The 20338-nt window shown below is 36.4% G+C and carries 16 protein-coding genes; 11 read left to right on the forward strand and 5 right to left on the reverse strand.

Annotation, left to right across the window (positions count from 1 at the left end; all coding sequences use genetic code 11):
• Nucleotides 1–355 precede the first annotated feature (355 nt).
• The 3 genes from AC2CGN_RS00005 to AC2CGN_RS00015 all read left to right on the forward strand — a co-directional run bounded on the left by AC2CGN_RS00005 (nt 356) and on the right by AC2CGN_RS00015 (nt 4021).
• The gene (locus AC2CGN_RS00005) at nt 356–856 is read left to right on the forward strand and encodes a sigma-70 family RNA polymerase sigma factor (protein ID WP_054770785.1); all 501 of its coding nucleotides are present in this window, start codon (nt 356–358) and stop codon (nt 854–856) included.
• Nucleotides 853–2115, forward strand: a complete 1263-nt coding sequence (locus AC2CGN_RS00010; protein ID WP_484511459.1) for a DUF4179 domain-containing protein — start codon at nt 853–855, stop codon at nt 2113–2115. The genes AC2CGN_RS00005 and AC2CGN_RS00010 overlap by 4 nt, the downstream gene beginning before the upstream one ends.
• 337 nt (nt 2116–2452) lie before the next feature.
• Nucleotides 2453–4021: a glycoside hydrolase family 10-like protein gene (locus AC2CGN_RS00015; RefSeq protein WP_286923933.1), complete on the forward strand. Its 1569-nt coding sequence runs from the start codon at nt 2453–2455 to the stop codon at nt 4019–4021.
• 203 nt (nt 4022–4224) lie between these two features.
• On the opposite strand, the gene AC2CGN_RS00020 is transcribed toward AC2CGN_RS00015, so the two are convergent.
• On the reverse strand, nt 4225–7314 hold the full coding sequence (locus tag AC2CGN_RS00020; RefSeq protein WP_286923934.1) for an efflux RND transporter permease subunit: 3090 nt from the start codon (nt 7312–7314) through the stop codon (nt 4225–4227).
• A 99-nt stretch (nt 7315–7413) separates the two neighbouring features.
• Here AC2CGN_RS00020 and AC2CGN_RS00025 point away from each other — a divergent pair, with 99 nt between their 5' ends.
• Entirely contained in the window at nt 7414–8247 is an 834-nt protein-coding gene (locus tag AC2CGN_RS00025; protein ID WP_286923935.1) for a TetR/AcrR family transcriptional regulator, read from the forward strand.
• A gap of 353 nt (nt 8248–8600) precedes the next feature.
• Here the strand turns inward: AC2CGN_RS00025 and rnjA are convergent, their stop codons facing one another.
• The gene (gene rnjA, locus AC2CGN_RS00030) at nt 8601–10268 is read right to left on the reverse strand and encodes a ribonuclease J1 (protein WP_429980502.1); all 1668 of its coding nucleotides are present in this window, start codon (nt 10266–10268) and stop codon (nt 8601–8603) included.
• A gap of 5 nt (nt 10269–10273) precedes the next feature.
• Entirely contained in the window at nt 10274–10483 is a 210-nt protein-coding gene (locus AC2CGN_RS00035) for a DNA-dependent RNA polymerase subunit epsilon (RefSeq protein WP_054770786.1), read from the reverse strand.
• A 598-nt stretch (nt 10484–11081) separates the two neighbouring features.
• Here AC2CGN_RS00035 and AC2CGN_RS00040 point away from each other — a divergent pair.
• On the forward strand, nt 11082–11852 hold the full coding sequence (locus tag AC2CGN_RS00040) for a Cof-type HAD-IIB family hydrolase (protein WP_484511463.1): 771 nt from the start codon (nt 11082–11084) through the stop codon (nt 11850–11852).
• A 60-nt stretch (nt 11853–11912) separates the two neighbouring features.
• Here the strand turns inward: AC2CGN_RS00040 and AC2CGN_RS00045 are convergent, their stop codons facing one another.
• Nucleotides 11913–12671, reverse strand: a complete 759-nt coding sequence (locus tag AC2CGN_RS00045) for a DeoR/GlpR family DNA-binding transcription regulator (protein ID WP_484511465.1) — start codon at nt 12669–12671, stop codon at nt 11913–11915.
• 151 nt (nt 12672–12822) lie between these two features.
• Here AC2CGN_RS00045 and AC2CGN_RS00050 point away from each other — a divergent pair, with 151 nt between their 5' ends.
• The 5 genes from AC2CGN_RS00050 to phnX are packed head-to-tail and all read left to right on the forward strand — an operon-like array spanning nt 12823 to nt 18089.
• Nucleotides 12823–13575, forward strand: coding sequence for an ABC transporter ATP-binding protein (locus tag AC2CGN_RS00050; RefSeq protein WP_429990859.1), 753 nt, complete (start codon nt 12823–12825; stop codon nt 13573–13575).
• The gene (locus AC2CGN_RS00055) at nt 13568–15199 is read left to right on the forward strand and encodes an ABC transporter permease subunit (RefSeq protein WP_484511467.1); all 1632 of its coding nucleotides are present in this window, start codon (nt 13568–13570) and stop codon (nt 15197–15199) included. Before AC2CGN_RS00050 ends, AC2CGN_RS00055 begins: the two co-directional genes overlap by 8 nt.
• Nucleotides 15196–16182 (forward strand): extracellular solute-binding protein, encoded by a 987-nt coding sequence (locus tag AC2CGN_RS00060; RefSeq protein WP_484511469.1) that lies wholly within the window; start codon nt 15196–15198, stop codon nt 16180–16182. Before AC2CGN_RS00055 ends, AC2CGN_RS00060 begins: the two co-directional genes overlap by 4 nt.
• Before the next feature lie 13 nt (nt 16183–16195).
• Complete coding sequence (gene phnW / locus AC2CGN_RS00065) at nt 16196–17296, forward strand: 2-aminoethylphosphonate--pyruvate transaminase (RefSeq protein WP_484511471.1); 1101 nt, start codon at nt 16196–16198, stop codon at nt 17294–17296.
• Entirely contained in the window at nt 17286–18089 is an 804-nt protein-coding gene (gene phnX / locus AC2CGN_RS00070; protein WP_484511473.1) for a phosphonoacetaldehyde hydrolase, read from the forward strand. Before phnW ends, phnX begins: the two co-directional genes overlap by 11 nt.
• Nucleotides 18090–18271: 182 nt before the next feature.
• On the opposite strand, the gene def is transcribed toward phnX, so the two are convergent.
• Nucleotides 18272–18829, reverse strand: a complete 558-nt coding sequence (gene def, locus AC2CGN_RS00075) for a peptide deformylase (RefSeq protein WP_283871011.1) — start codon at nt 18827–18829, stop codon at nt 18272–18274.
• 393 nt (nt 18830–19222) lie between these two features.
• Between def and pdhA the strand changes: the two genes are divergently transcribed.
• The gene (gene pdhA, locus AC2CGN_RS00080; RefSeq protein ID WP_286923945.1) at nt 19223–20338 is read left to right on the forward strand and encodes a pyruvate dehydrogenase (acetyl-transferring) E1 component subunit alpha; all 1116 of its coding nucleotides are present in this window, start codon (nt 19223–19225) and stop codon (nt 20336–20338) included.

The following is a 20338-nucleotide window of genomic DNA, read 5'->3' on the forward strand; positions in this document are numbered from 1 at the left end:
AGGCGAGCAAGCGATAGCGCGCTTAGATTTAAAGCAAAATCTCAATTTTCCCTGTCCATTTTCTTGACATAGTATCATAATTCTTGTTGAAACAGCAAAAGCGAACGGGTTAGATCAATACATAGAAAATCTCTGTACTTAGTTCCCTAGTCAACATATATGCAATCGGCCTGTGAAAATAATCGCAGTATTTCTGATAATAAAATCAAAGATACAGCTTATGGGTGTATCCAGAAGTTCTTATATTTTTTTGTCGGGATGTAATATAAAGCATGAAATTGGATGCAAAATAATTTTAAAATTTTTGAACGAAATGAAATATCGCTCCGTCTAATGGAGGAAGGAGGCGAAAAGAATGGAATTTGAAATCGTGCAGCGTGCTATTCGTGGGGATCATCAAGCGATACTTTCTCTTATTGAAATGGATGAAGAAATTTTATTTCGCATGGCTTTTACATATTTAAAAAATGAACAAGACGCTCTAGACGTGATGCAGGACCTGGTGTACAAGGCACTAAAAAAAATGCATACCGTTAAACAGCACGAATATGTCAGAACATGGCTCGTGCGCGTCTTAATCAATTGTTGTAAAGACCATTTACGAAAACGCCAACCAACCATTTCAATTAAGGAACATCATCAAGTTGAATGGGTCATCTACTCTGATATGGAGCGGTTATTGGAGCAATTATCCTTGTCGGAGCAGCAACTCGTCTATATGAAATATTTTCAGCAACTAAAAAACAAAGAAATTGCCGAGCTAAATCAAATTCCCGAAGGAACTGTAAAATCTAAGCTTCATCACATATTAAAGAAGCTTAGAAACTTCGCTGGAGAAAAGGAGGACTGGCTATGAGTAAACTACCGATTGACGTTCCAAAGGAGAAACTTCAACAAATAAGGATAGATATGTTTCGTAAAGTTCAACGAGAAAAAAGAGCAAAGAAGCGCATTGTTTCGGTTGCAATAGCCTCTTTGTTTTGCCTAAGCCTTTTATTTTCAATTCGTGTTTCCCCTACGATTGCTAGCCATATTGCAAAAATACCGGGCTTTGAAGCACTTGTATTAGCGGTTGGAAGAGATAAAGGGATAAAAGATATTGTGGATAGTGACTACTATGAAGAAATCAATGTGAAGCAGTCTAAAAATGGCCTATCGCTTACACTACAAGGCGTGATTGCAGATAATACGGGATTAGTACTTTACTATGACGCCGATGCAACATTTGATATGTCGAAATTACACTTGGAGAAAGTTCAATTGTTTCAAGGAGACGAAGAAATTAAAGGCGGGGGTTCATTTACAAACAAACAATCAAGTCAAACGCGCTTCTCTTCTTCAGTAAATTATAGTTTTTCAGAGCCTTTCGCTTATACTTCAAAGAATTTTAAAGTGGTTTTTCATTTCTATGAAAAAGATAAGGGGAACATTGAAATTATGATACCGTTTTCACTACAAAACGAAATCGCAAAGGAAAAAATTATTACTGCGAATCGTACTGTAGATGTCAATGGTCAGAAATTTACGATTACACAAATTCGCCGTTCTCCATTAAAAATGGCAATCGATATCGAAGTAGACGGAGCGAATACGATGCAAATTTTATCGCTTGAAAATATTGCGGTCGAGATGGAAAATGGGGAGCGAAGAGAAGAAGTCGTTAAAAATGCTATGTTTGAAGGCAGAAATATTCGTGAAGGTAAATTCACACTAAATTTACAAAGTAATTATTTCCATGATTCAGATTCACTCAAAATATTAATTGGAGCTGTTCATGCCGTGCCAAAGGGCGAGGATTTTATCGAAGTTGATTTTGGCACAAAAGAAGTACTCACGAAGCCTGATTATTTGGATTGGGATATTTCTGTCACGGAGCAAGGTGTAGCAGTTGCTGCAAAGAAATGGGATGATGGGACGCGACATTCGTTTCTAAATAATGCTGTAAAAGCAGATGGCTCGAAGTTAAAATACACAAGTGGCTCTTTCTCGGATGATGAGCAGTACCTATATGCGACAGAGAACTTTGAAAATTATGATGGCAAAGCAAAAATATATTTAAACTATTACTTCAATCCTATTGGAAAAAATATTGAACTGAATATTCCAATGCAATAAAGTACAGATGAATCTATCACACGTCCGCCATTGGGAATGATGGAAAAATAAGAAGCTGCCAAGAAAGCAAGTATATGCTTTTTCGGCAGTTTTTCATATTTTAATAGATACATATTTTGGTTGGAATTAACTAGAGCATTTGATAAAATAACAAATGAACGTCAACGAGAGGAGGGACTCTGTAATCATCCTGCTTTCTTAGAAAAATTTTTGATGCTTTCATAAAAAAGAGATTACTTATACTGCATTTCAATCATTGGGTGAAGTAGCTTCGTAGAGGTACATATAGCGAGCACTTATCATATACAAAACTAGAAAAATAGGATATGGAGGAAATATGAGCAAGAAAAATAGTAAATGGAAACTTATCACTTTAGTCGCGATGATTTTTATGTTATGCCTACCGACAATCCCTGCAAAGACAGCGCTAGCTAATACGACACAGCCAAAAAGGGAAATGCGGGCAGTCTGGATTTCAACGGTTCAAAATATTGATATGAAAGCAGGCATGACTAAGGAGCAATACACGACTTGGACACGTCAAACATTGGACAAATTAAAAGCCAATAAAATGAATACTGTTATTTATCAAGTAAGACCAACAAATGATGCAATGTATGCGTCTGATCTAGCACCGTGGTCGTCCTACATAACAGGGAAAAAGCAAGGCACAAATCCTAGTTACGATCCTCTTACGATTATGGTAGAGGAGGCACATAAACGAGGTATGGAGCTACATGCATGGATGAACCCCTATCGTGTAACAATGCCAGGACAAAAACTTACAGACCTTGCTGCCGATAATGTGGCAAGAACAAATCCAAACTGGGTTGTTAAATATGGCAAGCAGTATTATTTAAATCCTGGTTTACCAGAAGTACAAAACTATTTAGTTGATATCGTAAAAGAGCTAGTAGCTAATTATGATATTGATGCAATCCATATGGATGATTATTTTTATCCATACAAAATTGCTAATGAAGCCTTTCCAGATCAAGCAGCTTACAAAAAATATGGTGCTTCCTTTAAAAAGGTGGAAGATTGGCGACGAGACAATGTCAACCAGCTTGTAGAAAAAATTTACACAGCCATTAAAGACACAAAGCCATATGTTCAATATGGTATTTCACCATTTGGTGTATGGCGCAATAAATCTCTGGATAAAACAGGAAGCGATACACGAGCTGGTGTCAATAATTATGATGATTTATTTGCAGATGTCAGAACATGGATTCAAAATGGCACAATTGATTACATTACACCTCAAATTTATTGGTCAAGAACATTAGCTGTAGCCAAATATGGTACGTTACTGGATTGGTGGAGCCACGAAGTACAAACCTATGCACAGACACATCCTGTTCAGTTGTATATTGGTCTGGCTGACTATAAAGTAGGGAATGACAGTGATGGGGCTTGGAAAAATAAGATGGAGCTACCTAACCAAATTATGGCGAATCGTTCGGAGCAGGTAGCAGCCAAGGGTCAAATGCACTTCTCCTTAAGAAGTATTCAAAACAATAAACTGGGCTATGCAACGATTGTAAATCAGCAACTATATAATTACACAGCTCTGACACCAGATACACCTTGGCTTGATGATACAGTGCCAAATGAGCCGACTTTTGTACAAGTGACAAAGGAAGCAGATGGTCGCAAGATTAAAATAATTGACGAAAATAAAACGCAACCACGCAAGTATGTCATTTATCGTTTTGCAGGGAATGGAGAAGGTTCCTATAATGATCCTCAAAATATAGTAGATGTAATTTATAATAAGAATGGCATCACTGAATTTGTGGACAAGACAGCTCTAGCTAAGCGTAGCTACACATACGGCATTACAGCTGTATCTGCTACAGGGGTGGAAAGCAAAGAAGCTTTTGTGGTGAAAGAAGATCAATAATTATTTTATGATGAACAAAACAGCCACTCACGCGATAATCGCATGAGTGGCTGTTTTTATCCCGCATAAACGGGCAGTAAGACAAAGATTTAAGTGAAGCAAAAAAATATAAGTGGGAGATAAACTGCCCGTAAAAGCCCGATTGGTTCAACTAACAATCAATGGGGATGAGGAAAATCCCCACTGATTGAAGTTTCACTTTATTAATTTTCCTCAATATCTTTTCGGTTTTTCTTTAACATTTTTGATAGCATTTCATATACGATTGGTACTACAACTAATGTTAATAATGTGGAAGATAGTAAACCACCGATAACGGTAATTGCTAAATCTTTTGAGATTAACCCACTACCACCAGTACCAAGTGCCATTGGAATCATCGCACCAATTGTTGCAATAGCAGTCATTAGAATTGGTCTTAAACGCGTTGCACCAGCCTCTAAGATTGCCTCACGCATAACGAGTCCGTCACGTTCCATATGGATTATTCTGTCTACTAATACGATGGCATTTGTAACAACGATACCTATGAGCATTAATAAGCCCATCATAACCGAAACAGAAATTGTTTGATTTGTTACAAATAAGCCAACAAACGCTCCAATTACTGCAAATGGAAGTGAGAACAGAATAGCAAATGGAGCTAAACCTTCACCAAATGTCACTACTAAGATAAAGTAAACGATAGCGATGGCAGCTAACATAGCAATACCAAGCTTTGTAAATGTTTCTTGCATATCGGCAGCTACACCTGATACACCAGTTGTTACACCTTTTGGTAAATCTAATTTATCGATTTTTTTATCTGCAGCTGAAGTAGCCTTTGAGATATCTTCGTCGATAACCGTACCAGAAACTGTAGCGAAATATTCACCTTTTGAGCGAGATAATGAGTTAAGCGTAGTGCCTTTCTCTACATCTACTAGTTCACCAATAGTCATAGTTGTACCTAAGGCTGTTTTAACCTCAGTAGCTAATACATCATCGATAGAAAGAGCAGCTGCTTTTGCGTCACGTTGCACAATTACATCAATATCTTCACCATTATATCTTACGGATGTTAACACTTCTTTAGAAGTATTGTTGCTCAATGCCATGACGATTTGAGCAGTCGTTAAACCGTATTGTAAAACATTCTTCTGCTCTACCTTTAGGACATGCTCAACATATGGATCTTCGTTGTCAGATTTAATGTCCTCTAAACCATCCACTTCTTTTAATGCACCTTCTACTTGTTTCACTGCATCTCGAAGCTTATCTAAATCTTCACTATATAACGTATAGCTAACTTCGTTTGAAGACATCGACATAGAAGAGAAGTTTTGAGATTTCCATTCTCCAGATTGACCGATGTTAAATACATAGTCTTCTACTTCTTCACGAGCTTTAGGGAAGTCCTCCATATCTTTATCAAAGATGAGGTACATTAATGCACCGCCTGCACCGCCGCCCATCATCATAGCAGAAGGATCAACATTTTGCGGATCATTGATAGAGACTTGTAAAATATCAATATCTTTTCGTTTCATTAATTCTTTTTCTACTTTAGCAACATTTGTTTCTGTTTCATCCATTAGCTCGCCAGTTCCAGGTGTGTAAGTTAGGTACATGACCTTTTCTTCCTGTGAGCCCATGAAACTAAAACCAATCAATGGTGTTAAGGCAAGAGAACCAACTAGCAGTAAAATAGCGATTACAGAAGTAATGATTTTATGGTTTAATGCTTTTTCAAGCACACCTCTATACCAAGTAGCTAGTTTACCAACTTCCTTATGCTGACTTTCTTTTTTCTCACCATACAGTTTTTTACGGAACAGGAAGTGCGATAAAGCTGGAACAATGGTAATCGCCACTAATAATGATGCCCCTAAGGCAAATGACATTGTTAATGCAAACGGCATGAATAATTCGCCAACCATACCGCCTACAAATATAAGTGGAGCAAATACTGCTACAGTTACTAAGGTTGAAGAAAGAATTGGTTTGAACATTTCGATAGTCGCTTCACGAATGAGAGCGCGACCTGTTACTTTTTCTTCTTTTAAATGAATACGTCGATAAATATTTTCAACTACTACAATGGAATCATCAATAACCCGACCAATCGCTACGGTTATCGCACCAAGAGTCATAATATTTAATGTAATATCCATCCAGTTTAATAATAGCAATGCCATAAAGATAGAAACTGGAATAGAGATTATTGAAATAATCGTAGATTTGAAATCTCGTAAGAACAGTAAAATAATTAAAACGGCAATTGCGCCACCAAAGACAGCTTTTTCTATCATAGTAAAGACTGAATCTTCAATTGGGGCACCTTGGTCTAACGAAATATCGACCTTTAAGCCATCAATTAATTTTTCTTCATCCTTAATTAGGTCTTTTACTGCATTTACGACTGTCACTGTATTTGCATCTTGACCCTTCACTATTTGAATGGCAATTGCATCTTTACCGTTTGTGCGTGATACAGATTGCACCTTACCCTCTACCTCAATCTTTGCAATATCGCCTAAGCGAACGAATGGGGAAGGGTTTGTAGCTGAAGGTGTGACTGGAATTAATAAGTCTTTTAATTCATCTACAGATTTTACTTTACCATCAACGGAAACAGCTTGTTCACCAACAGTAAATTGATATAAACCAAGTGAAAGTGACATATCACTAGCTTGAATCATTTGTTTGACGGTATCTTCTGTTAAACCGAGCGCAGCCATTTTCTCCTCATCATATTTAAATGAGATTTGGTTAATGTGCTGACCAGTAATGGTTGCAGATGCAACACCATCAATTTTTTCGATTTTAGGAAGGAGAATGTCTTCTACTGTTGATGTTAAATCAACAATATCTTCCTTAGAGCTACTAACTGATAATGCAACAACAGGCATCATATTCATGCTAATGGCCATAATTGTCGGTTTTTCTGCACCCTCAGGTAGCTTTACATCATCTAAAGCTGATTCTAATTGTCGTTTTTTCTCATCCATATCAATTCCATAGTCGTATTCAACTTGAACTTGTGATACGTTGGATGAGGATGTTGAATAAACGGCTTTTACATCTTCTAAGCTTTCTACAGATTTTTCAAATGGTATGGAAAGCTCATTCATAACTTGTTCAGGAGTTGCGCCAGGATAGACACCCATCACAATTAAGTATGGAATCGAAATATCAGGAATGGATTCCATTTTCATTCGTGTTCCCGAATAAATACCAGAGACAGTGATGATAATTGTTAGTAACCATACTGCCAATTTGTTTTTCAATACGAAATTAACTAAACCTTTCACCTTCACACCTACCCTTTATTGACTAACTAAATTCAATTATTTATACTAATGACTAATCGGTCATTTGTCAACGAAATGCATTAGGAGAGAGAAAAAAATATGTTAAAAAAGCAATTAATAATGGAGAAAGCATTAGAATTGTTTTCTGAGCAAGGCTTTGAAGCTACATCTGTACAGCAAATAACGGAACGCTGTGGTATTTCAAAAGGAGCATTTTATTTGTCCTTCAAAACAAAAGATGAGCTTGTTTTTTCAATGGTAGACTATTACTTACAACAATTTCTTATAGATATTGACCAGGTAGTCAGAGGTTCTTATAACAAAGAAAATTTATTGGTTGAATTTTACAAAAGTATCTTCCAGGCCTTCAAAGCACATTCAGCTTCTGCGCGTGTCTTTTTTAATGAGAAAATCTTTTTGTCAAAAAAAGAACTTTTTCATAAAAAAACGGTTTATGAAGCGGAAATGTCTAAATTGATTATCTATATGCTGGAACAGCTCTATGAGGATAAACTTCAAGAGACAAAATACGATGTTATGTATTGCATAAAAGGATTTATGGAGAGTTATGCAGAACTCTTTATTTTTTCTAATATGCCCCTTGATTTAGATCAATTAGCTAAATCTCTAGCTGAAAAGACGGATATTATTGCACGTTTTACGACGATTCCCTTTATAACAGAAGACCTTGTTCATTTTGTATCCAAGCCTTGTGAACAGGAAATTTCAAAGGAAACCCTATTACAGCTAATGGAGCAACATATAAGTAATATGGAAGAATCCATTGAACGGGAATCGATGGTGCTTTTAAAAGATCAAGTAGAAAACCCAACTTATAGTATGCCGATACTAAAAGGTTTGGTTGAAAATATACGTGTTGAACCAGCATATAATTGGGTTGCCTATGTATTAACCAAATATTTTAAAGTGTAAGGAGAGAATTGTTCACATTTATTGTGAACAATTCTATTTTTTATTTTGCTCCTTTATTTCTAACGGAATGGATTGCAGTGCCTCTAGTGGACTATGAAAGTATTCTTTATGCTACCAGCAAATTTAATTCTTATTGGTATTTCCCCTGTTATTGAAGTCGAGGTATTGCTTGAATATTTAGTATTTTTAGTTGCTACTAGATGAAGAATACTATTTAAGAATGAAGGATTTTAACTAACATAAAGATGCTCCTTTATCATGCTTTACTACTATATACGTAAAACGAAAGAAGAGGTTTCAAAAAAATTAAAAAAAAGAAGCTACGTAAAATTTACATAGCTTCTTTAAGAGGTTTAAACCTCCATAATAATAGGTAAAATCATTGGTCGACGTTTTGTCTTTTCAAATAGGTAGGGCCCTAAGACGTCTGTAATTTCATTTTTAAGCTCAGTCCATTGAGGTGTTTTGCTTTGAATTGTGTCGTTTAGATGACGATTTAGCATTTTTTGAGCTTCGTTAATCATCGTTCCTGACTCTCGCATATAAACAAATCCTCTTGAAATAATATCTGGACCGGAAACAATTTTTTGATTTTCCATATCAACACTGACAACAACAATGACCAAGCCTTCCTCTGAAAGAATGCGTCGATCACGTAGCACGATATTGCCGATATCTCCAATACCATTGCCATCAATGTATACGTCGCCAGAAGGGATACGTCCTGCTACATGAGCTTCATGGGCACTTAATGCAAGGACATCGCCATTTTCCATCACGAACGTATTTTCAAGTGGAACATCACAATCTTCTGCTAGATGTGTATGCATTTTTAACATACGGAATTCACCGTGGATTGGCATAAAGAATTTAGGCTTCATCAAGCGTAGCATCAGTTTTTGTTCTTCCTGAGAACCGTGTCCAGAGGTATGGATGTTATTTAGTGCACCATGAATAACCTCTGCACCTGCACGGAACAGTAAATTAATAATTTTGTTGACACTTACTGTATTTCCAGGTACTGGTGAAGAAGAAAAGATAACTGTGTCACCAGGTTGAATTTGAATTTGACGATGTGTACCATTGGCAATACGTGATAGAGCTGCCATTGGCTCACCCTGAGAGCCTGTACATAATATCATGACTTCATTAGCAGGGAGGCGATTAATGCTTTGGGCATCAATAAAAGTATCCTTTGGTGCGTTTATATAACCAAGCTCACGCCCAATTGTAATAGCATTATCCATTGAACGTCCAAAAACGGCAATTTTTCGACCGTATTTTATCGCGGCATCAGTAGCCTGTTGTAAACGATGTATATTTGATGCAAATGTTGCAAAAATAATACGACTATCCACCTTACGGAATATCTCATCAATACTTTTTCCAACTGTACGTTCAGACATTGTGAAATTCGGTTTTTCAGCATTTGTACTATCTGAAAGTAAGCAAAGTACACCATCACGTCCGATTTCCGCCATTTTTGTTAGATTAGCTGGTTCTCCTACAGGTGTAAAATCAAATTTAAAGTCACCAGTATGCACAATGTTTCCAGGTGGAGTTTTTACGACAATACCATAGGCATCAGGAATACTATGTGTTGTTCTAAAGAAGCTAACAGAGGTTTTTCTAAATTTAACCACATCTTCTTCTTTAATTTCGATTAGCTTTGTAGTACGTAGCAAGCCATGTTCTTCTAATTTATTACGCAATAGGCCAAGTGCAAGTTTACCGCCATAGACAGGGATATTTACTTGGCGTAATAAATAGGGAATACCACCAATATGGTCTTCATGGCCATGTGTAATAAATAAGCCTTTAATTTTATCGACGTTACGTACTAAATACGTATAGTCTGGAATAACATAGTCAATGCCGAGTAAGTCGTCTTCTGGGAATTTTATGCCAGCATCAATCAAAATGATTTCATCTTGAAATTGAACGCCGTAAGTGTTTTTGCCGATTTCGCCCAGTCCGCCGAGTGCGAAAACAGCTGCTTGGTCATTTTTAACAAACTTCATGTTTGTTAAATTTCCTCCAAGACAAAGTTCGGACTTGCTTGTTCATAGGCTAAATAATTACCTTCAAGCAGTTGGATGAACTCGATATTGTAGTCTCGGTCTTTTAACTTTTGACGTACTTCACGTTCTGAAGTAGCTTCAAGGTATAGACTTTTAGTGTTTTCGCGAACTGGAATTTCATTTGCATTTTCTTGATAATAAACTTTGTAAATCATAGTTTGCTCTCCTTTTATTGCGTACAATTTTATTGCACCTTTGACTAATACCACACACGTACTACAAGAAAAAACAACGAATTTCTATTATTTATAACCAGAAATAAGGCGTTTGAAGTTCTTGTATCTCAGTGCTTCAAATGAGCACAAATTGCTTCAATCAGCAAGGTAGTTGTAGCTGATAAAAGCTAAAGCCTCTGGTAGATATCACGAATTTTGATCAATTGTGCCTATAATTCAAAATTTGAATGTTTCGTTTCTTGCTATGAAAGCAATATGCTAAAGAAACAGCAACAAATATACCAAGGCGTTATTGATAAAAAGCAATGAGACAGTGGTTGCACATAGCCAAATAAATGCATTTCCTTTATATTATCATGCAGTTACTCTAAAATAAAGAAAAGCCCTTCAAATAATGAAGGGCAAATGTTAGGCAATTGATTTTTTTCCGAGTATGCCGCGAAGTTGCTTCAATAATTTTCGTTTGAGTTTCTTCAGCATGGCACATCACTCCTTAGGATCATTATAATAAAAAATTGTGTCTATGTAAAGTAATGAACCTTGAATCAATTATGCATTTATAGAAAGGAATTATAAAATGAAAAAAATTTTGTTTTTTGACGTAGATGGAACCCTCTATAATAGTAAAAAAATATTACCTGCATCCGCTAAAGAAGCGCTGTTTGAAGCACGTCGCCAGGGGTATGAAATTGCTATTGCGACAGGTCGTGCACCGTTCATGATTGAAACTTTGTTAGAGGAATTGGCTATTGATACATATGTTACCTTTAATGGACAATACGTTGTTTACAAAGGTGAGGTTGTCTATACAAATGGTATTGAAAAAGATGAGCTTGCCAAAATTATTGCCTTTGGTGAGGCACGAAATGAGCCAGTAGTTTTTTTAGATGAAAAACGCATGATAGCGTCAGTTGGAAATAATCATATGGTAGCGGAGTCTTTAAATACTTTAAAATATCCATATCCAGCATTAGACTCAACTTATTATATGCAGAATGCTGTTTATCAAACACTAATATTTATGGAAGAAAAAGATGAATCTTTATATTGTGAGACATTCCCGAATGTACAATTTGTCCGATGGCATCGTTATTCGTGTGATATTTTACCAAAGGGAGGCTCTAAGGCTGCTGGTATTGAAAAAGTACTTGAGAGAATGGGGATTACATTTGAGGATGCTGTAGCTTTTGGGGATGGTATTAATGATATAGAAATGCTTCAAGCTGTGGGGATAAGTGTGGCGATGGGAAATGGACATGAAAAGGTAAAGGCAATTGCTACACATATAGCTGATCATGTGGATCATGATGGCTTGGCAAAAATAATGCGTAAGCTAGCTATTATTTAATGAAGAATTAAAAAGCAACTAGTTGGTGGAAGTAGTCTCAGCTAGTTGCTTTGCTTTGTTTTATTTATCTGTTTGAACGAGTTTTATCTGTACACCCTCTTTTGTAAAATGCATGATAGTTTTTTTAGACAATGTACTATCGGTAATAATCGTATCTATTTCTTGCAGTGGGCAGACTTGAATGGCAACGTCCTTATTAAATTTTGATGAGTCAGTTGCCAGAAAAACAGTTTGAGATATGGAAATAATTTGTTTCCTTGTGATGGCCTCCTCTAAATTAAAATCCGAAATACCTTTTTCAATAGAAACACCACTTGCACAAATAAAAGCTTTATTAATATTAAGATGATCAAAGCGGAAAAGGAATTCGTTAGATGTTACAGACTTCTCAGAGTGTCTAATTTTCCCGCCAATAATAATTACTTCAACTTTAGAGCCAATCAGCTCAAAGGCTACAGGAAGAGAATTCGTAATGACTGTTAATTTTTCTTTTTCTACTAGGAATGGAATCATTTGATATGTAGTTGTTCCACTATCTATAAAAATACAATCCCCATCCTGTACGTAGGATGCACAGGCTTTTGCGATAGCTATTTTTTCTGGTAGCTGTTCATGAAGTCGTTGATCGATGATTCCCTCAACTGGCTCAACATATTTTACACCTCCATAAAACTTCTCAATTTTCTTCTCCAGCACAAGCTGTTGGATATCTCGACGAATTGTTTCCATCGAAACGTTAAACTCTTTTGTAAGTGTTACTAATTTCACAACTTTATGTTCCCGTATAAACTGCAAAATAAGTTGTTGCCTTTCTATCATATACATCACATCACCTCTACATAATATTTACTCAAAATAATCATAACTTTGTCAACAGTTGGTCGAAATTTACTCAACATTTACACAAAAATGCATTTTCCTTTACAAATTGTCACTATACTAAGGCTAAGAACTGAGAGAGGTGACCAATTTGTTAGAACTAAAAAGTATCTCAAAAAGCTATAAAGATAAGAAAGTTTTAGTAGATATAAATATAACCATTGAATCAGGCGAAATTATTTCGTTGTTAGGGCCAAGTGGTTGCGGTAAAACTACTTTGCTCAATATTATTTTAGGACTTACAGAGCAAACGGCTGGTCAACTTATCTACAATGGACAAGATATATCGAAGAACACCATGCAAGAAAGAGGATTTAATATTGTGTTTCAGGATTTTGCTTTATTCCCTCATTTAAATGCATACGACAATATTGTCTATGGATTGAAAAATAAAAGCGTGCAAATGTCCAAGGAAGAGGTTCAGGAATATATTGATTTTCTAGAGTTGACACCGCATTTACACAAAAAGATTCACGAGTTATCAGGTGGTCAAAAACAACGTGTCTCCATTGCAAGAACACTTGTTATGCAGCCAAAAATTCTTTTGTTAGATGAGCCATTAAGTGCTCTAGATGGTGTCATTAAGGAATCTATAAAGGAACGCATTAAATTGATTGCTCGTGAATTTAATTTGACGACTATTATTGTGACACATGATCCAGAGGAGGCACTAACTCTATCAGATAAAGTTTTAATTATTAATGAAGGAACAGTTGCTCAATTTGGTACACCACAGGAAATCGTATCAGTACCCAAAAATCAATTTGTTGAGGACTTTATCTTAAGACAGCTTCATATTAAGCGACACAACATCTATCAATTATTTGGAGAAACGTATGCTTAAAACGAATAAAATGATGAAAATAATTTTTCTGCCAATTCTATTTTTTCTTCTATTCTTTTTAATAGTGCCATTACTTTATATGTTTTGGCAGTCCTTTAAAATCGGAAATATTTTTACTATTCAAAACTATTTAGATGCCTTGAAAAATATAGAAATCCGTAGATCTTTCTTCAATAGTTTTAAGGTTTCCTTTGCTGCATCGGTATTCACGACCATTTTAGCTTTTTTATTGGCCTATGCGGTTCATTTTACAACAATGCATCGCTATACGAAAAAGCTAGTACATATAGGAATCACGTTGCCAATGCTGTTACCAACCATCACCTATGGCTTTGTGTTGATTTATACATTTGGAAATCAAGGAATTCTTACAAAATTAATTGGACAGCCACTATTTACTGTTTATGGGTATAACGGCTTAGTTTTAGGTTACGTATTATATACATTGCCAGTCGCTTTTATTTTAATGCAAAATTCTATGCAATATATAGATAAACGATTTTTACTGGTCTCCATGTTAATGCATGATCGTCCATTGCGGCGGTTTTATCATACGGTGTTCCGACCGATGCTAGGGACAATTGGTGGGTCATTTATTTTAACGTTTATTTTAAGCTTTACGGATTTTGGGATACCTGCATCAGTTGGCGGAAATTACAGGGTGATTGCCACCGAACTCTATCAGGCTATGTTAGGTTCTATCGTGCATTTTGAGCGTGGAGCAGTTATCTCCGTGTTAATGCTGGTACCAGCTGTACTTGGAGTAGTTATGTTAACGATTTTAGAACGCTTTAATTTTCAATATAAACAGGCTGGACAAAGTGAACTTGTAAAGCACCGTCTACGTGACGGGTTGTTTACTGCTTATTCAATTGTCTGTGTAGTAGTGGTGTTTATTATTTTTTCAACAATGTTTATTGTTCCTTTTACAAAAGGCTATCCATATGACTTTAGCTTTACATTAGAGCATGTTCAAAATGTACTGTCGGAGCAAGATTTAACCAAGGTATATGTCAATTCACTTATCGTGGCAGTATTAACAGCCGTTTTAGGTGTAGCTATCACTTTTCTGTCCGCGCTTCTCAATGCGAGAACACCATTGAAAGGAAGAAAAAGCTTAGATCTTGCTTCCATGATTACGAACACAGTGCCAGGAATGGTGCTTGGTCTATCATACCTGTTTTTCTTTAATGGTAGTTCTTTAAAAGGGACATTTCTCATCATTATCGCCTGTAACATTGTGCATTTCTTTACAACACCTTATTTAATGGCAAAAAATTCATTGCAAAAGATGGACCCTACATGGGAAGTGACTGCGGAGCTATTAAGGGACTCATGGTTAAAAACAGTTATACGGATTATATTGCCGAATATTAGACCAACTATTTATCAAATGTTTAGCTACTATTTTTTAAATGCGATGGTCACAGTCAGTGGCGTTATTTTCCTTGTTAGCACAAAGACAATGCTTGTATCTACAAGAATAAAAGAGCTCCAGCATTTCGCTAAATATACTGATATTTTTGTACTTTCTATATTTATTTTATGTACAAACCTCATTGTGAAATTAGGTTGTGATTATATAACAGCACATAAAGAAAAAGTGAAGGAGATGTCAAAATGAAGAAATCAACATGTATGATGCTAGGGACAGTTAGTGCAGCGGCGGTAGTTTTAGCTGCATGTGGAGGGGCAGAAGCAGATTCCGAAGACCAAGTGATTATTTATACAAATGCTGATGATGAAGCAATAGAGGTAATGGAATCAACATTAGATGACAAAGGTTATAAAGGAAAGTATTTAATACAATCCTTCGGTACTTCTGAGCTAGGTGGAAAAATGATGGCTGAAGGGAAAGATATAGAAGCAGATGTCGTAACAATGGCTTCTTATTTTATAGAAAGTGCGCAAACCTCCAAATCGATGTTTGTGGATATCTCTTCAGAATTAAAGCCTCTTGATGGTGGTGTTACGTATGCATTGCCGATTTTAGGAAATGTCGGCTCGATCTTTATCAATACGGATGTTTTACAACAGAAAGGGCTATCTGTACCAAAAACGATTAAGGATTTGACAGATCCTGCCTATAAGGATTTAGTGTCATTTCCAAATATAATGGATTCATCAACTGGCTGGCTTTTAGTACAGGCCATTATCAAAGAATATGGAGAGCAGGAAGGGAAAAAAGTTTTAGCAGATTTAATTAAAAATGCTGGACCTCATATTGAGAGCTCAGGCTCAGGTCCTATTAAAAAGGTGAAAACAGGTGAAGTAGCGGCTGGCTTTGGCTTACGAATTCAAGCTATTGATGCTAAAAATGAAGGATTGCCAATCAATTATATTGATCCGACAGAAGGAAACTTCACACTTACAGAGTCTGTGGCTGTTGTGGATAAAGAGGGAGATGAAGCGCTAGCCAAAGAAATAGCGAAAGTAATTGCAACAGAGGCACGCGGTGGTCTATTAGAGCAATATCCTGTAGCGCTTTATGAAGGAGAGCAAGTAAAGACTGAGCATGTGCCAGCACACCTTAAAAAATGGGATACAACTTTAACGGTAGATTTGTTAGAAAAACACCAAGCATTCTTTAAAAAAGCGCAACAATAAGGAGTTATAGAAAATGAGTAGCTATAAATTATTGACACCAGGACCATTAACGACAACTGAAACGGTTAAACGTGAAATGTTAAAAGATCGCTGTACATGGGATGATGACTATAAAAATGTTACACAAGTCATTCGTAAGCAGCTCTTGGATTTAGCCCAAGTTGATGAATCTGAGTACACAGCAGTGCTTATGCAAGGGAGTGGAAGTTTTGTTGTAGAGTCTGTTCTAACAACCGCTATAGGTGAAGAGGATAAAGTGCTCATACTAACAAATGGTGCTTATGGAGAAAGAATTGTTGAAATGGCCGAAGTGTTAAAGCTGCAGCATGTTGTTTATAGTGTTCCCTATGATGAACAGCCATCTTCATTAGAAGTACAAGCTTTACTTGAAAAAGACCCGAGTATTACACATGTAGCTGTCGTTCATTGTGAAACGACCACTGGTATGTTAAATCCAATTAAAAAAATTGGAGAAGTTGTTCATTCGTTCAATAAAATATTCATCGTGGATGCTATGAGCAGTTTTGGTGGTGTACCGATGGATTTATCAGGCTTGTATATTGATTTTTGCATTAGTAGTGCCAATAAATGTATTCAGGGTGTCCCAGGGTTTGGATTTGTTATTGCTAAAACAGAGGCACTAGAAAAATGTAATGGACAGGCTCGTAGTGTGGCATTAGATTTATACAATCAATGGGAAGTCATGAAAAAAGACGGTAAGTGGAGATTCACCTCACCTACTCATGTAGTAGCTGCATTTGCGAAGGCATTAGAGGAGCTTATGGAAGAAGGTGGAATCAGTGCCCGCTATGAACGTTATGCAGAGAATAATCAACTACTGCGCTCTCGTTTGGCAGCACTTGGATTTAAAACATATATTACGGAAGAACTACAATCGCCAATTATTACAACTTTTTTGTTCCCACATAAAGAGTTCTCTTTTGAGCATTTTTATCATGAAATGAAAAAAGCGGGCTTTGTTATCTATCCAGGCAAGCTGACAGATGTGGATACATTCCGTATAGGGAATATTGGTGATATACATGAAGAAGATATGCTTGCGTTATGTGAAGTCATTGAAAATTATATGGTGGTGAAAAACAATGAAAATTGAAACAGTTATTTTTGATTGGGCTGGAACAGCAGTTGATTTTGGTTGCTTTGCCCCTGTAAATGTCTTTTTAACCATTTTTGAGGATGCTGGTGTACCAGTAACGCTTGAAGAGGCTCGTAAACCAATGGGCATGCTGAAAATCGATCATATTCGTACAATGCTAGAAATGCCAAGAATTCAAGAAGAATGGAAACGAGTTCATGGACAATCCTTTACAGAAGAGGATGTACAAGCACTATACAAAGAATTTGAGTCGAAGCTAATGGAATCTTTAGCGGCCTTTACAAATCCTATCCTGTATGTGAAGGAAACCGTACAGCAATTAAGAGAAGCGGGTATTCGAATTGGCTCCACAACAGGCTATACAGATTCAATGATGGAAGTAGTCACACTGCATGCAGCAATAAAGGGTTATCAGCCTGATTTCCTAGTAACCCCAACCCAAGTTGGAGATAAAGGACGTCCTTATCCATATATGATTTTCAAAAATATGGAGGCGTTAGGGTCAAAATCGACGAAGCAGGTTGTGAAGATTGGTGATACAACGTCAGATATAAAGGAAGCATTGAATGCGGGGGTCTGGGCTGTTGGGGTTATTATTGGAAGTTCTGAGATGGGTCTTTCTGAAGAGGAATTCATCTCATTATCTGCGGAGGAACAACAATTTGAAATTCAGAAAGCGAAGCGCATTTTTGAGGAGATAGGTGCTCATTATACAATTGAAACTATGAAAGAGCTACCTGCGTTAATTGAAACTATTAATAATGGTTTAAAACTAGAATCAGTGGTGTAAACCTCTTGAAAGAGCCTTTTAGTTGTAGATATACAATTAGAAGGTTTTTTTATGGCTTAGAAAGGGAAATGGTAGATGGACACAATAAAATGAAGAGTAAAGTATGATTAATGAATGGGTTATAAAAAAATAACCTCGGCAGAAAGGAAATAACTGCAGAGGTTTGTTTGCTTGATGGATTTTTAGTCACGCTCAAAAGGAATTGAATCGGGAATTTCCTCAAATGGATTTTTTTCATTAATACGGTCGTAAAACATTATACCGTTCAGATGATCTAATTCATGCTGGAATGCGATAGCAGGTAAGCCTTTAAGACGCATTTTTTTCTCTTCTCCGTCAATTGTTTTAAATTTTACTGTAATGCGAGCATGACGAGGAACATAGCCAGGGACGTTGCGATCTACAGAAAGACAGCCTTCGCCAGCAGTAAGATACGTATTTTCTACAGAGTGACTAACAATTTTAGGGTTAATTGCTACAAAGCTTAGTTGCTCACCATCATCATCTTGCAAATGTAAGGCGAACATTCGATGTAGACTATTGACTTGATTGGCAGCTAATCCAATGCCGCTACGTAAATCATATTTATCTGCCATTTCAGGATCTTGACTGTTGATGAGATATTGAAGCATATCTGCTGCAAGCTGTTTCACTTCTTCGGTTAACGGAAATTTAACTTCCTCAGCTTTCGTGCGTAAAGTCGGATGACCTTCGCGTATAATATCATCCATTAAAATCATATGTGAATCTTCCTTTCAATCTTTGTGTGCCTTATATATAAGTATACATCACACATAATAACAATCACATGAAAAAAGATCTTATTTGACTATACTTAAAAAATTTTTCTATAGCTATTAGATTATCTATAACTGGGCATTCTACTATTGGTATGCATGGAAGAAAACCTAATGTTTATGCATGTTATATGGGTTGTTGTAATACAGAGGGTATTAATAGATGGTACAGTATAAGACAGCTTTATTGAATTGTTATTTTAGAAAAAATCTTTGTTTGTACGCATAATATATGATTGACCGACAGTATTTTATTCAGTATACTGAGTCCTAAGAACAAGTTGTACTAGTTAAATAGTGATTTATTTTAATACAGTTGAAAGGGAGATGTGACAAATGAGCAAGAAAAACAATAATATTTTTGATGCAAAACAAACGCTAACTGAAATCGAAGATAAGTTTGAAATGTTTCAAATTTTGAATACAGAAGGCGAAATTATAAATGAAGAGGCAGACCCAAAATTATCAGATGATGAATTAGTTGAGCTAATGACACGTATGGTTTATACACGTATTTTAGACCAACGCTCAATCTCACTGAACCGTCAAGGTCGTTTAGGTTTCTATGCTCCTACAGCAGGACAAGAAGCTTCACAACTTGCCTCACACTTTGCATTAGAGCAAGAAGACTGGATTTTACCAGGGTATCGTGATGTTCCACAAATCGTATGGCACGGCTTACCATTAGATAAAGCATTTTTATTCTCACGTGGTCATTTCGTTGGCAACCAAATCCCTGAGGGCGTTAATGTATTACCTCCTCAAATCATTATTGGTGCTCAATATATTCAAGCAGCGGGAGTTGCGCTTGGTATTCAAAAGCGTGGTAAAAAAGCTGTTGCTGTAACATATACAGGTGATGGTGGTTCATCACAAGGGGATTTCTATGAAGGCATTAACTTTGCAGGTGCATTTAAATCACCGGCAATCTTCATCGTTCAAAATAACCAGTATGCAATTTCTACACCACGTGAATTACAAACAGCCGCTAAAACAATTGCGCAAAAGGGTGTAGCAGCAGGTTTACCAAGTATTTTAGTAGATGGAATGGATGCGCTTGCAGTTTATGTAGCAACTCGTGATGCTCGTGAGCGTGCGGTTAATGGAGAAGGCCCAACATTAATTGAAACAATGTGTTACCGCTATGGTCCTCATACAATGGCTGGGGATGACCCAACTCGTTACCGTACATCTGATACAGATAATGAATGGGCTCAAAAAGATCCTCTCGTTCGTTTCCGTAAATATCTAGAGGCAAAAGGTTTATGGGATGAGAAGAAAGAAGAGGCAGTAATCGAACGAGCAAAAGAGGAAATTAAAGAAGCAATCAAAAAAGCAGATGCTGCTCCAAAACAAAAAGTAACAGAGTTAATGGAAAACATGTATAAAGGCGAAATGCCATCTAATTTAAAAGAACAGTATGAAATCTACAAAGAGAAGGAGTCGAAATAA

It is taken from the genome of Lysinibacillus sp. DFXJR4 (genome assembly GCF_057196045.1).

Excerpts from the sequence above, each read along its gene's own strand:
- AC2CGN_RS00005 (WP_054770785.1), top strand. The coding sequence starts at position 356 with ATGGAATTTGAAATCGTGCAGCGTGCTATTCGTGGGGATCATCAAGCG.
- AC2CGN_RS00010 (WP_484511459.1), top strand. The coding sequence starts at position 853 with ATGAGTAAACTACCGATTGACGTTCCAAAGGAGAAACTTCAACAAATA.
- AC2CGN_RS00015 (WP_286923933.1), top strand. The coding sequence starts at position 2,453 with ATGAGCAAGAAAAATAGTAAATGGAAACTTATCACTTTAGTCGCGATG.
- AC2CGN_RS00025 (WP_286923935.1), top strand. The coding sequence starts at position 7,414 with ATGTTAAAAAAGCAATTAATAATGGAGAAAGCATTAGAATTGTTTTCT.
- rnjA (WP_429980502.1), bottom strand. The coding sequence starts at position 10,268 with ATGAAGTTTGTTAAAAATGACCAAGCAGCTGTTTTCGCACTCGGCGGA.
- AC2CGN_RS00035 (WP_054770786.1), bottom strand. The coding sequence starts at position 10,483 with ATGATTTACAAAGTTTATTATCAAGAAAATGCAAATGAAATTCCAGTT.
- AC2CGN_RS00040 (WP_484511463.1), top strand. The coding sequence starts at position 11,082 with ATGAAAAAAATTTTGTTTTTTGACGTAGATGGAACCCTCTATAATAGT.
- AC2CGN_RS00045 (WP_484511465.1), bottom strand. The coding sequence starts at position 12,671 with ATGATAGAAAGGCAACAACTTATTTTGCAGTTTATACGGGAACATAAA.
- AC2CGN_RS00055 (WP_484511467.1), top strand. The coding sequence starts at position 13,568 with ATGCTTAAAACGAATAAAATGATGAAAATAATTTTTCTGCCAATTCTA.
- AC2CGN_RS00060 (WP_484511469.1), top strand. The coding sequence starts at position 15,196 with ATGAAGAAATCAACATGTATGATGCTAGGGACAGTTAGTGCAGCGGCG.
- phnW (WP_484511471.1), top strand. The coding sequence starts at position 16,196 with ATGAGTAGCTATAAATTATTGACACCAGGACCATTAACGACAACTGAA.
- phnX (WP_484511473.1), top strand. The coding sequence starts at position 17,286 with ATGAAAATTGAAACAGTTATTTTTGATTGGGCTGGAACAGCAGTTGAT.
- def (WP_283871011.1), bottom strand. The coding sequence starts at position 18,829 with ATGATTTTAATGGATGATATTATACGCGAAGGTCATCCGACTTTACGC.
- pdhA (WP_286923945.1), top strand. The coding sequence starts at position 19,223 with ATGAGCAAGAAAAACAATAATATTTTTGATGCAAAACAAACGCTAACT.